The following is a 12,621-nucleotide window of genomic DNA, read 5'->3' on the forward strand; positions in this document are numbered from 1 at the left end:
CATGGCCATCCTCCCCGACTTTCCCGCCGAAAGCGGCACCCTGCTGTTGCCGGGGCCGGCGGGCGCGCTCGAGGTCGCGGTCGATCCGCCCGAGGCCGACGTGGACGCGCGGCCGCTGGTGGCGATCGTCTGCCATCCGCTGCCCACCGAGGGCGGCACCATGCACAACAAGGTCGTGACCATGGCCGCGCGCGCCCTGCGCGAGTCCGGCGCGACCACGGTGCGCTTCAACTTCCGCGGCACCGGCCAGTCCGAGGGCGCCTTCGACAACGGCGACGGCGAGCTCGACGACCTGCGTGCGGTCGCGGCCTGGGTGCGTGCGCAGCGACCGGGCGACACCCTGTGGCTGGCGGGTTTCAGCTTCGGCGCCTATGTCTCGCTGCGCGCGGCGGCCGAACTGCGGCCGGCGCTCCTGATCTCGATCGCGCCGCCGGCCGGGCGCTGGGATTTCGAGGCCATCACCCTGCCGACCATGCCCTGGCTGGTGATCCAGGGCGAGGCCGACGAGGTCGTCGAGCCGCAGGCGGTCTACGACTGGCTGGAGGAGAGCGGTGCCCAGGCCGAACTGGTGCGCATGCCCGACACCAGCCACTTCTTCCACCGCAAGCTGATCGACCTGCGCGGCGCGATCAAGCACGGCGTGCACGCCTACCTGCCTGCCGCCAATGGTTGAGGCGGACGCGGCGATGCCGCCGTCGGCGCACTACCGCGCCGGCGTCGAACGCGGCGACTGGAGCGACGACCCGGCGCAGCGCGAGGCGCTGCAGGCGCTCGACCGCATCCACGCCGCGCTGTTGCAGCCGGCGCCGCGTACCGGGCTGTTCGCGCGCCTGCTGGGCAGCGAACCCCAGGACGCACCGCAGGGCCTGTACCTGTGGGGCGGGGTGGGCCGCGGCAAGACCTTCCTGGTCGACCTGTTCTACGCCGCGCTGCCGCTGCCGGAGGTGCGCAGCGCGGCGCTGGCCAGCGGCGCCCTGCCGCAGCCGGCGCCGGCCCGCGGCCCGGCGGGCAAGCGCCGCACCCACTTCCACCGCTTCATGCGCAGCGTGCACGCGCAGCTGCGCGCCCACGCCGGCGAGCGCGACCCCCTGGCGACGATCGTGCGCGAATGGCGACGCCGGATGCGCGTGCTGGTGCTCGACGAGTTCTTCGTCAGCGACATCGGCGACGCCATGATCCTGGCGCGGCTGCTGGAGCGCATGTTCGCCGAGGGCATCGTGCTGGTGACCACGTCCAACGTCGACCCGCCCGACCTGTACCGCGACGGCCTGCAGCGCGCGCGCTTCCTGCCGGCGATCGAGCTGGTGCAGCGCCACTGCCAGGTCGTGCACCTGGACAGCGACACCGACTACCGGCTGCGCGCGCTGACCCGCTCGCCGGTCTACCGCGCGCCGCTCGACCCGGGCGCGCATGCCTGGCTGGAGTCGCGCTGGCGCGAGCTGGGCGGCGACGACAGCCACCGCGACGCCGGCATCGAGATCGACGGGCGCCGGATCGCGGTGCGCGCGCGCTGCAAGGACATGGCCTGGTTCGACTTCGCGGCGCTGTGCGAAGGCCCGCGCGGCAATGCCGACTACATCGAGATCGCACGCGAGTTCCACACCGTGCTGGTCGGCGGGATCCCGGTCCTGGACGACCTGCGCAACGACGCCGCGCGCCGCTTCGTGCATCTGGTCGACGAGCTCTACGACAGCCAGGTCAACCTGGTCTGCACCGCGGACGCGGCGCCGCACGCGCTGTACACCGGCGAGCGCCTGGTCGGCGCGTTCGAACGCACCGCCTCGCGCCTGATCGAGATGCAGAGCGCCGAGTACCTGGCCAGCGAGCACCGCGGCGGCTGAAGACCCCGGCCCGTGGGAGCGCGCTCGCGCGCGAACTGCGTTCGCGACCAAGGTCGCTCCCACTGCCAGCTGCAAGCTCCCACTGCCAGCTGCAAGACGCTCGCCCCGTGGGAGCGCGCTTGCGCGCGAAGGGCACTCGCGCCCAGGGTTGCTCCCACTGCCGGCTGCAGGACGCTCACCCCGTGGGAGCGCGCTTGCGCGCGAAGGGCATTCGCTTCCAGGGTTACTCCCACCGCCAGCTGCAGGACTCTCGCCCCGTGGGAGCGCGCTTGCGCGCGAAGGGCACTCGCGACCAGGTCGCTCCTGCACAAGGCCGCCGACCTTCGCGTGGTGGGAGCGCGCTTGCGCGCGAGAGGCGTTCGCGACCGGGGTCGCTCCCACAGGAATCCCTGTTCAGGCCACAACATTTCCGGTTGACCGCTCCGGATGACCCCACTATCTTGTGGCCCGTCGGTTCCCTGCGCCCAGCGCAGGGATGAAAAGGGAAGCCCGGTGACGCCCGCCCGCGAGGGTCGCGGCCAGTCCGGCACTGCCCCGCAGCGGTAACCGGGAACGAACCCGCCACCAGCACTGGAGCCTGCGCTCCGGGAAGCGGCGGGGGAGGTGGACGCCAAGGCGTCCGTACCCGTGAGTCCGAAGACCTGCCGACAGCCGCGCGCATGCACGCCGCGCGGTGCCGGCCGCGGAATCTCCGGGGGGAGATGGCTGGTGAAGCAGGAATCCGGACGCGGCCCGTCGCTGCGTCCCCGTTCCTGCGACGCCGCCCGTCCACCCTTGCCTCCAACGCCACGCCCGCCTGCGAGGGTCAGGTCGGCCGTGCGCCATCCACGGAGGACGCATGCCCCATTCCAACGAGCCCCACGACGCCGTCGCGGCCGCCCCTGCACGCACGCCGCCGGCCGGCGCCGCCAGCAGCCGCATGGCCGCGCCGGCCCCCGCCGTCGACGGCGACGACGCGATCCCGCCGCCGAAGGCCGATACCGAGGCCGGCGCCACCGCAGCGACCGCTGATGGGCACGTCGGGACCTGGATCACCAAGGAAGCCGGCAACCGCCGCATTCCCTACGACCGCGCCCGGCTGGAGCGCGCGATCGACCGCGTGCACGCGGAGTTCGCGCAGCTCGACATCGCCGACTACAAGCGCAGCGTGTTCGGCTTCGTCGAGCGCAAGGACGCGGTGAACGCCGACGATCTCACCGACCACCTGATCCGCGAGGCCGAGGCCCGCGTCGACGTGACCGCGCCGGAGTGGGAGATGTTCGCCGCGCGCCTGTACCTGCACCGCCTGTACAAGCGCGCCGGCCGCAACCGCTTCTACGACGCCGGGCAGAAGTACGGCTCCTATGTCGGGCTGCAGGAATCGCTGGCCGACCGCAACATCTATTCCAACGACATCCTGCGCGCCTACTCCAAGGAAGAGCTGATCGAGGCGGGCCGGATGATCGATCCGGCGCGCGACAGGCTATTCGCCTACAACGGCCTGTACCTGCTGGCCACGCGCTACCTCGCCACCGACCATGCGCGCAACGTTTACGAACTGCCGCAGGAGCGCTGGCTGACCATCGCGCTGTACCTGATGCAGCACGAACGCCCACGCGAGCGACGCATGCAGCTGGTGGGCGAGGCCTACTGGGCGCTGTCGAACCTGTACATGACCGTGGCCACGCCGACGCTGCAGAACGCCGGCAGGACCGGCGGACAGCTGTCGTCGTGCTTCATCGACACGGTCGACGATTCGCTGCAGGGCATCTACGACTCCAATACCGACATCGCCCGCGTCTCCAAGGGCGGCGGCGGCGTGGGCGCCTACATGGGCTACGTGCGCTCGTCCGGCTCGTCGATCCGCGGCGTGCCCAACTCCTCGGGCGGCGTGGTGCCGTGGATCAAGCAGCTCAACAACACCGCCGTGTCGGTCGACCAGCTCGGCCAGCGCAAGGGCGCGGTGGCGGTGTACCTGGACATCTGGCACCGCGACATCGAGGCCTTCCTCGACCTTCGCCTCAACAACGGCGACCAGCGCCTGCGCGCGCACGACGTGTTCACCTCGGTGTGCATCCCCGACCTGTTCATGGAGGCGGTGGAGCGTCGCGGCGAGTGGTACCTGTTCGACCCGCACGAGGTGCGGCGGATCAAGGGCTGGTACCTGCAGGACTTCTACGACGAGCGCCGCGGCCAGGGCAGCTTCCGCGAGCGCTACGAAGAGGTCGTCGCCGACGAGCGGATCAGCCGCAGGACGGTCAAGGCGATCGACATCTTCAAGCGGATCATGGTCAGCCAGCTGGAGACCGGCAACCCGTTCATGTTCTACCGCGACGAGGTCAACCGGAAGAACCCGAACAAGCACGCCGGCATGGTGTACTCGTCGAACCTGTGCACCGAGATCCTGCAGAACATGAGCCCGACGAAGCTCATGCAGGAAATCATCTCCGGCAACCAGATCGTGACCACGCGCCAGGCCGGCGACTTCGTGGTCTGCAACCTGTCGTCGATCAACCTCGGCCGCGCCGTGCTGCCGCCCGAAGGCCAGGGTGACCTGATCACCGACGTGCTTGAGCGGCTGGTCCCGATCCAGGTGCGCATGCTCGACAACGTGATCGACCTCAACGAGCTTCCGGTGCCGCAGGCGACGATCACCAACCGCAAGTACCGCGCGATCGGCCTGGGCACGTTCGGTTGGCACCACCTGCTGGCGCGCAAGGGCATCCACTGGAACGAGCCGGCGGCCGAGGAGTTCAGCGACGCGCTGTACGAACGGATCAACTACCTCACCATCCAGGCGAGCACGGACCTGGCGAAGGAGAAGGGCACCTATCCGGCGTTCAGCGGCAGCGACTGGCATACCGGCGCGTACTTCCGCGACCGCGGCTACAACAGCCCGCAGTGGCTGGACCTGGCCGCGCAGGTGGCGGTCAACGGCGTGCGCAACGGCTGGCTGCTGGCGGTGGCACCGAACATGTCGACCGCGCAGATCGCCGGCTCCACCGCTTCGATCGACCCGATCTACTCGGCGTTCTACTACGAGGAGAAGAAGGACTATCGCCGCCCGGTCGCGGCGCCGGGCCTGTCGCTCGACACCTGGCCCTACTACGAGAAGGGCGCCTACAAGGTCGACCAGTTCGCCTCGGTACGCCAGAACGCGCGCCGCCAGCGCCACGTCGACCAGGCGATCAGCTTCAACCTGTACGTGCCCTCGACCATCCGCGCCTCGACCTTGCTGGAGCTCCACATGACGGCGTGGCGGGAGGGGCTGAAGACGACCTACTACGTGCGCTCGAACGATATCGACATCGCCGAGTGCGAGTGGTGTTCGAGCTGACGCGCTGGACCTTCACTTCCCCCGCCTGCGGGGGAAGTCGGCCCGAAGGGCCGGATGCGGGCCTGCTTTTCGCGAACCTGCGGCGCGCCCCCACCCCAGCCCTCCCCCGCAAGCGGGGGAGGGAGCACACAGACAACACCGACGGGATGACTCCATGTCCGCGACTGCACCGCTCACCGCCACGCCGCTCGAACGCATCCGCATCCTCGAGCCGCGCCATCCGAACCGTTCGACCGGCATCATCAACGGCACCACCTCGGGCATCCTCAACTGGAACGACATCCCGTACCCGTCGTTCTACCGTGCCTACAAGGAGCTCTCGACCAACTTCTGGATCCCGGACGAGGTCGACATGAAGAGCGACGCCAGGCAGTACGGCGAGCTCTCCGCGCGCGAGAAGAACGCCTACGATTCGATCATCGGCCTGCTGGCCACGCTCGACTCGCCGCAGACGCGCTTCATCTACAACGTCGCCGAATACATCACCGATCCGGCCGCGCACGCCAATGCCGCGATCATCGGCCAGCAGGAGGTGATCCACAACGAGAGCTACAGCTACGTGCTGGCCTCGATCACCGACCTGGCCAACCAGAACCGCGTGTTCGAACTCGCGCGTACCCATCCCACGATCATTGCGCGCAATGCGCCGATCATGGCCTCGTACGACGAGTTCATGCGCGAGAGGACCGCCGAGACCCTGCTGCGCTCGCTGATCCAGTCCTCGATCCTGGAGGGCATCAACTTCTATTCGGGCTTCGCCTACTTCTACAACCTGGTGCGCCAGAACCGGATGACGGGCACCGGCAAGATCATCAGCTTCATCAACCGCGACGAGCTGGCGCACACCAAGTTCATCAGCGAGGTGATCCGCGCCATCGTCGGCGAAAACCCCGAGCTGCAGACCGATGAACTGACCGACTACGTGCACGGCGCGTTCGCGCATGCGATCGAGCTGGAGACGCAGTGGACCGGGGAGGTGCTCGACGGCATCGACGGCATCGACGTGGACGAGATGATCCGCTACGTGAAGTACCGCGCCAACAAGATGGCCGGCATGCTCGGCATCGACAAGCTGTACCCGGACGCCACCGACAACGTGATGCCGTGGATCCGCGCCTATGCCGACAACTTCACCGAAACCAAGACGGACTTCTTCGAGATGCGCAACGCGTCCTACAAGAAGACCAACCTCGACAACGGCTTCGACGACCTGTGAGTGCGGCCCGTCGCCCCGACGAACGCACGGCCCTGCCACATCCCCGTGGGAGCGGCCTTGGCCGCGAACGCCCCGGCCGGCGTCGCGCCTCCCCGGCCTTCGCGGCCAAGGCCGCTCCCACAGACCGGGCCGCCACAGGATGGGTCGCGAATGGCTGCAGCTCCCCCGGCCGGGCGGTACGCGCGTCATGCGGGTCCTGATCGCCTTCGCCTCGCTCAGCGGCAACACGCGCGACGTCGCGCGGATGGTGCGCGCGCGCTGCGAGCAGCGCGGGCATGCGGTGAGCTGGGTCGAAGCCGACATCGAGGGCCTGGCCGCCGCCGGACCGGATCCGCGCCACGACCTGTACCTGCTCGGCGCCTGGACCGACAACGCCGGGCGCACGCCGGCGGAGATGAAGCGATTCATCGCCGAGCTGGTCGGCGCGGTCGGCAAACCGGCGGCCCTGGCGGCGTTCGGCACCGGCGAGACGCAGTGGGGCGAGGCCTACTACTGCGGCGCGGTGCGGCGCATCGCCCGCTTCTTCGACTCGCCCCTGCCGCGCCTGGAGATCGAGCAGATGCCGCATGGCGAACGCGACGCGCACCGGATCCGCGAATGGACCGACCTGATCCTCAATTCCATCGAGAGCCCGCGCCATGCTGACCCTGCACGCGTCGTCGCCTGACGACTATCACGCCGCCATCGAAGCGCATCCGCGCCTGCTGGTGGATTACCACAAGGACGACTGCCCCGGCTGCAGGATGCTGGACATGTCGCTGCAGAAAGTCGCGGGCGAGGACGCCTGCGCCGGGCTGATGCTGCTCAAGGTGAAGCTGGAGACGGTCGGCGAGGACTTCTTCCGCTCGCTGGGCCTGCGCCAGACGCCGACGCTGTCGCTGTTCCGCGAGGGCGTCGAGGCCAAGCGCCTGCCGGGCTTCCAGGCGCCAGGCCAGATCCTGCGCGCGCTGCAGCTGTGGCTGCCGGCGGCCGAGACGGCGGGGGCATGAGCCGGGCGCCCGTCGGCACCGCGGTCGCTGCCGATCAGGCACCGCCCCGATCACATCGCGTTGCGGCGTGCCCGACGATGCTGCCGGCCTGGCCGGAGACCCGGCGCTGACCTGGACCACGCGTGGACGAGACCACCCCCAGCATGACCCATCTGTTCGAGCAGCTCGGGCTCGACGCCGATCCGGACGCCATCGACGGCTTCATCGCCTCCCACCAGCTGGCCGGCGCGGTGCATGTCTACGAGGCTCCGTTCTGGAACGACGGCCAGCGCCAGTTCCTGGCCGAGAGCATCGGTGCCGACGCGAAATGGACCACCATCGTCGACCAGCTCAACGAATCGCTGCACGAGGATGCGGTGAAGCGCCAGACCGGCCTGTAGCGGCGCAGCGCCACGGTTGCGGCCGCAACCGACCTACCGCGCGCGCGGTGCGTGTGACATAGTCGCGCGCCCGCACGCCGCAGCGCCCGCAATGTCCCGCGACCACGTCCTCACCCTCTCCTGCCCCGACCGCACCGGCATCGTCCATCGCGTCTCCGGGCTGCTGTTCGAGCACGGCTGCAACATCGTCGACGCGCAGCAGTTCGGCGATGCCGAGACCGGACGCTTCTTCCTGCGCGTGCATTTCGACGTCCCGGCCGCCGGCGCCATCGACGCCGTGCGCGAGGCGTTCGCACCGCTGGCCGCCGCGCATGCGATGGACTGGGCGATGCACGACGTGCGCCGGCGCGCGCGACTGCTGGTGCTGGTGAGCCGGCAGGGCCACTGCCTCAACGACCTGCTGTTCCGCACCCACAGCCGCCAGCTGCGCGCGGACATCGCCGCGGTGGCGTCCAACCACGCCGACTACGCGCAGCTTGCGGGCAGCTACGGCGTGCCCTTCCACCACTTCCCGGTCGATGCCGGCAGCCGCGTAGCGCAGGAGCAGCGGATCCTGGAACTGGTCGAGCGCGAGCGCATCGACCTGGTGGTGCTGGCGCGCTACATGCAGATCCTGTCGCCGCGTCTGTGCGAAGCGCTGGCCGGGCGCGCGATCAACATCCACCACAGCTTCCTGCCGAGCTTCAAGGGCGCGCAGCCCTACCACCAGGCGCACGCGCGTGGGGTCAAGATCATCGGCGCCACCGCGCACTACGTGACGCCGGACCTCGACGAAGGGCCGATCATCGAACAGGACGTGGCCCACGTGGACCACGCGATGACCCCGGCGGCGCTGATCCGCATCGGCAGCGACATCGAATCGCGCGTGCTGGCGCGCGCGGTGCGGCTGCACGTGGAGCACCGGATCCTGCTCAACGGGCATCGGACGGTGGTGTTCCGCTGAGGCGTCGTTCCCGGATGCCCTGACGCGATGCAGGTGCGCGGCCCCGGCGCGGGCCGCATGAGTCCGTTCCCCTGGCGCGCCCGGCGCCTTCCCGGCTGCCGACACCCGCGCGACCTGCCTGCAGCGCGGCGCCCCGATCTGAATCGGCCCGCTTCCGCGCGCCGCGATGACGACATCGGCGGGATTCCCAGGGCATGCGTCGCGGCCGCTTGACCCGCCTCGCGCACCGGCGTAAGGTCCAGCCCGCCAAGGTACGTATCGCTCTATCTTGATAGAGCGATACGTTTGAAAGGGAAGCCGGTAGGAGCCATGGGTTGAAGCCGGCGCTGCCCCGCAGCGGTATGTGGAAACGACCTTCGCCATGAAGCACTGGGCATTGCCCGGGAAGCGGCGAACAGTAGGGAGGACGCGACCCGTCCTGCGTCCACGAGCCCGAAGACCTGCCTCGGCCGGAGAGCGATCTCCGTCGACCTGGCGCCCGTGGGAGGCGCGGGAAGGTCGCGCCTTTCGAACGAAGGCGCGTGCCTTCGCGTGTGTCCGCGCGGCTCCGAATCGCCCGAGGGGGCGACCACGAACCGAGGAGTACATGTACATGACCACCGTATGCAATCTGGGCTTTCCACGCATCGGCCTGCGACGCGAACTGAAGAAGGCCGTCGAAGACTACTGGCGCGGTGACGCCACCGCCGGACAGCTGCACGACCAGGCCAGGGCACTCCGGCTGAGGCACTGGCAGCTGCAGCACGCTGCAGGCGCCGATGTCGTGCCCTGCAACGACTTTTCCCTGTACGACCACGTGCTGGACACGGCCGTGCTGTTCGACGCGATTCCCGCACGCTACAGGCCCCTGTTCGATGCGGACCCCTTGCGCGGGTACTTCTCGATGGCGCGTGGCTGGCAGGACGACGACCTCGACCTGCCCGCCCTGGAGATGACCAAGTGGTTCGACGCCAACTACCACTACCTGGTGCCGGAACTCGAGCGCGGGCAGTCGTTCCGCCTGCGCGGCGACAAGCCGCTCGCGGAGTTCATCGAGGCGCGCGACGCCGGCGCCAGGGCACGCCCGGTGCTGCTGGGACCGGTGAGCTTCCTGCTGCTGTCCAAGTGCGTCGACGGCAGCCGGCCCCTGGACCTGTTGCCGGCGCTGCTTCCGGCGTATGCGCAACTGCTCGCCCGACTCCGGGATGCCGGCGCGGAGTGGGTCCAGCTGGACGAGCCCTGCCTGGTCCTGGACCTCGGGGATGCGGAGCGACGCGCCTACGATGAGGCCTATCGCGCGCTTGCGGATGTGGGCGGGCCGAAGCTGCTGCTGGCGACCTACTTCGGCACGCTGGAACACAACCTGCCGTGGGCCGCCTCCCTGCCGGTGCAGGGGCTGCACGTGGACCTGGTGCGTGCCCCCGGGCAGCTGGATGCGGTGCTCGATGCGGTGCTCGATGCGCTGCGCGAGGACTGCGTGCTGTCGCTCGGGCTGGTGGACGGCCGCAACATCTGGCGCACCGATCTCGACCGGGCCGTGCTGCTCGCCCGCAGCGCCGCCGACCGCCTCGGCAAGGAGCGCCTGCAGGTGGCGTCCTCGTGTTCGATGCTGCACGTGCCCATCGACGCGAGCCTCGAAACCGGACTGGCGACGGAACTTCGCGGCTGGCTTGCCTTCGCGAAGGAGAAGATCGGCGAGCTTCGGGTGGTGGCCGATGCGCTCAATGGCCTGGCATCGGCAAACGCGACCCTCGAGCTCGCACGCGAGCGTCTCCAGCAACGCCGCCGGTCCAGGCGCGTCCACCGGGCCGAGGTCGCTGCGAGGGTCGAGGCCCTCACCCCGGACGATGCGCGCCGCAAGAGCCCATATGCGCAGCGCAGCGCGCTCCAGCAGCGCCGCTATGGCTTGCCGGCGTTTCCGACCACCACGATCGGGTCGTTTCCGCAGACCCCGGAGGTGCGCAAGGCGCGCGCCGCGTTCAGGGCCGGCCGGCTGGACGAGTCACAGTACGTCCAGTTCCTCGAACAGCAGACCGCGCACTGCGTGCAGGTACAGGAGCAGATCGGCATCGACGTGCTGGTGCATGGCGAGTTCGAACGCAACGACATGGTCGAGTATTTCGGCGAGCAGCTGGAAGGATTCGCCTTCACCCGGAACGGCTGGGTCCAGAGCTACGGCTCGCGCTGCGTGAAGCCGCCGATCATCTATGGCGACGTGTCGCGCCCCGCGCCGATGACGGTGCGCTGGTCGACCTACGCCCAGTCGCTGACCCAACGACCGATGAAGGGCATGCTGACCGGCCCGGTGACCGTGCTGCAGTGGTCGTTCGTGCGCGACGACCAGCCGCGTGCGGACACATGCCGGCAGATCGCGATCGCGCTGCGCGACGAGGTGGCGGACCTGGAGGCGGCCGGCATCGGCATCATCCAGGTCGACGAACCCGCGCTGCGCGAGGGCCTGCCGCTGCTGCGCAAGGACTGGGACGCGTATCTGGAATGGGCCGTGGAGTGCTTCCGCATCACGACTTCGCCGGTGGACGATGGGACGCAGATCCACACCCACATGTGCTACTCGGAGTTCAACGACATCATCGAAGCGGTCGCCGCAATGGACGCGGACGTGATCTCGATCGAAACCTCGCGGTCGCGGATGGAGCTGCTGGATGCGTTCGCGCAGTTCCGCTATCCCAACGCCATCGGCCCGGGCATCTACGACATCCATTCCCCGCGCATTCCCGATCGCGATGAGATGGGCGACCTGCTCCGCAAGGCCACGTCGGTGCTCGCGGTCGACCAGATCTGGGTCAACCCGGACTGCGGACTCAAGACCCGCGGCTGGGCCGAGACAACGGCCGCCCTGGAGGCGATGGTTGCCGCGGCCAAGGAGTTGCGCCTGGACCAGGCGGCCGCCTAGCGTCCATGCCCCTCATGGGGGCGAGACCTGTTCCACCGATGCACCCGCCGCGCCGAGTGCGGCGCGCGTGGGTGCATCGCCTTCCGGCGTCACCGGCCGCGTGAGCTCCCACAGGACGCTCGCGCGCAAGCCCGCCTCGATCGCATCCTGCGCCGACCACAGCACGCAGTAGTCGCGCGCCAGGCCGCACAGGTGCACGTCCTCGATGCCGCGCTCGCGCAGCCAGCCGGCCAGGCCGGTGGGCGGGCGGCGGCCGTCCGGACCGACGTTCTCGCGGAAGGCGCTGTAGGAATCCACCTGCGGGCGGGTGCCCTTGCGGAGGATCAGGTCGGCCAGGCTCCAGTCGACACGCGCATCGAGGGCGGCGCCCGGCGTGCCCTGCACGCAGTGGTCGGGCCACAGCACCTGGGGATGGCCGTGCAGTTCGATCGTCTCGAACGGCCGGCGGCCGGCATGGCTGGAGGCGAACGAAGCGTGCCCGGGCGGATGCCAGTCCTGGGTGGCGACCACGGTGCGGTAGGCGCCGGATGCCAGCAGGTCGGCGATTCCGGGCACGACCGCATCGCCCTCGTGGCAGGGCAGCGCGCCGCCGGGCATGAAGTCCGGCTGCAGGTCGATCACGAGCAAGGCGGTGGTGTCAGGGTGGAGGGGCATCGGGGGGATCCTCGTGTGTGGGCTGGAGGGACATCGGGGGGATCCTCGTGTGCGGGCTGGCGCGGCTTCGGCGGGCCCCCACCCCGGCCCTCCCCCGCAGGCGGGGGAGGGAGTCCAGCGTCCACTTGCTGAACGCCTCGGCGCGCGGCCCTCCCCCGCAGGCGGGGGAGGGAGCAACAGCCGAACGTGGGTCCGTCATTCCATTCCGCTGCGCCCGCCGCATCGCTGCGATCGAGGCAATGCGGCGACCGCCCTGCAGGCTGATGCACCGGTTGGTCGCAACCACCAGCGAGGTCACGTCTTTGCTCCCTCCCCGCAGGCGGGGAGGGAGTCCAGTGTCCACTTGCTGAGCGCCTCGGCGCCCGGCACGGCGCATCGCCCCGGGCCGG

10 protein-coding genes and 2 riboswitches are annotated in these 12,621 nt (G+C 69.7%); of the genes, 9 read left to right on the forward strand and 1 reads right to left on the reverse strand.

Annotation, left to right across the window (positions count from 1 at the left end):
- Nucleotide 1: 1 nt before the first annotated feature.
- The 9 genes from Q0863_RS10050 to metE all read left to right on the forward strand — a co-directional run bounded on the left by Q0863_RS10050 (nucleotide 2) and on the right by metE (nucleotide 11,578).
- Complete coding sequence (locus Q0863_RS10050; RefSeq protein ID WP_298577710.1) at nucleotides 2-673, forward strand: alpha/beta hydrolase; 672 nt, start codon at nucleotides 2-4, stop codon at nucleotides 671-673.
- Nucleotides 674-686: 13 nt separating this feature from the next.
- Entirely contained in the window at nucleotides 687-1,841 is a 1,155-nt protein-coding gene (gene zapE, locus Q0863_RS10055) for a cell division protein ZapE (protein WP_298577811.1), read from the forward strand.
- A 434-nt stretch (nucleotides 1,842-2,275) separates the two neighbouring features.
- Nucleotides 2,276-2,505, forward strand: a riboswitch (cobalamin riboswitch).
- A 255-nt stretch (nucleotides 2,506-2,760) separates the two neighbouring features.
- Nucleotides 2,761-5,157, forward strand: coding sequence for a ribonucleoside-diphosphate reductase subunit alpha (locus tag Q0863_RS10060; RefSeq protein ID WP_298577812.1), 2,397 nt, complete (start codon nucleotides 2,761-2,763; stop codon nucleotides 5,155-5,157).
- 154 nt (nucleotides 5,158-5,311) lie between these two features.
- Entirely contained in the window at nucleotides 5,312-6,373 is a 1,062-nt protein-coding gene (locus tag Q0863_RS10065) for a ribonucleotide-diphosphate reductase subunit beta (protein ID WP_298577711.1), read from the forward strand.
- Between the two features lie 187 nt (nucleotides 6,374-6,560).
- Complete coding sequence (locus tag Q0863_RS10070; RefSeq protein ID WP_298577712.1) at nucleotides 6,561-7,040, forward strand: flavodoxin; 480 nt, start codon at nucleotides 6,561-6,563, stop codon at nucleotides 7,038-7,040.
- Nucleotides 7,012-7,362, forward strand: coding sequence for a thioredoxin family protein (locus tag Q0863_RS10075; RefSeq protein ID WP_298577713.1), 351 nt, complete (start codon nucleotides 7,012-7,014; stop codon nucleotides 7,360-7,362). The genes Q0863_RS10070 and Q0863_RS10075 overlap by 29 nt, the downstream gene beginning before the upstream one ends.
- Nucleotides 7,363-7,484: 122 nt before the next feature.
- Nucleotides 7,485-7,742: a DUF2789 domain-containing protein gene (locus Q0863_RS10080; RefSeq protein WP_298577714.1), complete on the forward strand. Its 258-nt coding sequence runs from the start codon at nucleotides 7,485-7,487 to the stop codon at nucleotides 7,740-7,742.
- A gap of 91 nt (nucleotides 7,743-7,833) precedes the next feature.
- A complete protein-coding gene (gene purU, locus Q0863_RS10085; RefSeq protein ID WP_298577715.1) occupies nucleotides 7,834-8,685 on the forward strand; it encodes a formyltetrahydrofolate deformylase in 852 nt (283 codons plus the stop codon).
- Nucleotides 8,686-8,917: 232 nt separating this feature from the next.
- A riboswitch (cobalamin riboswitch) is annotated at nucleotides 8,918-9,148 on the forward strand.
- A gap of 129 nt (nucleotides 9,149-9,277) precedes the next feature.
- Nucleotides 9,278-11,578, forward strand: coding sequence for a 5-methyltetrahydropteroyltriglutamate--homocysteine S-methyltransferase (metE, locus tag Q0863_RS10090; protein WP_298577717.1), 2,301 nt, complete (start codon nucleotides 9,278-9,280; stop codon nucleotides 11,576-11,578).
- A 12-nt stretch (nucleotides 11,579-11,590) separates the two neighbouring features.
- Here metE and Q0863_RS10095 read toward each other — a convergent pair whose 3' ends face one another.
- Entirely contained in the window at nucleotides 11,591-12,232 is a 642-nt protein-coding gene (locus Q0863_RS10095; RefSeq protein ID WP_298577718.1) for a nicotinamidase, read from the reverse strand.
- Between the last annotated feature and the right edge of the window lie 389 nt (nucleotides 12,233-12,621).

This window comes from uncultured Luteimonas sp., from assembly GCF_947492465.1.
Taxonomy (GTDB): Bacteria; Pseudomonadota; Gammaproteobacteria; order Xanthomonadales; family Xanthomonadaceae; genus Luteimonas.

Coding starts and splice junctions, on each gene's coding strand:
- Q0863_RS10050 (WP_298577710.1), top strand. CDS start 2: ATGGCCATCCTCCCCGACTTTCCCGCCGAAAGCGGCACCCTGCTGTTG.
- Q0863_RS10075 (WP_298577713.1), top strand. CDS start 7,012: ATGCTGACCCTGCACGCGTCGTCGCCTGACGACTATCACGCCGCCATC.
- zapE (WP_298577811.1), top strand. CDS start 687: ATGCCGCCGTCGGCGCACTACCGCGCCGGCGTCGAACGCGGCGACTGG.
- Q0863_RS10070 (WP_298577712.1), top strand. CDS start 6,561: ATGCGGGTCCTGATCGCCTTCGCCTCGCTCAGCGGCAACACGCGCGAC.
- Q0863_RS10060 (WP_298577812.1), top strand. CDS start 2,761: ATGGCCGCGCCGGCCCCCGCCGTCGACGGCGACGACGCGATCCCGCCG.
- Q0863_RS10095 (WP_298577718.1), bottom strand. CDS start 12,232: ATGCCCCTCCACCCTGACACCACCGCCTTGCTCGTGATCGACCTGCAG.
- Q0863_RS10065 (WP_298577711.1), top strand. CDS start 5,312: ATGTCCGCGACTGCACCGCTCACCGCCACGCCGCTCGAACGCATCCGC.
- metE (WP_298577717.1), top strand. CDS start 9,278: ATGACCACCGTATGCAATCTGGGCTTTCCACGCATCGGCCTGCGACGC.
- purU (WP_298577715.1), top strand. CDS start 7,834: ATGTCCCGCGACCACGTCCTCACCCTCTCCTGCCCCGACCGCACCGGC.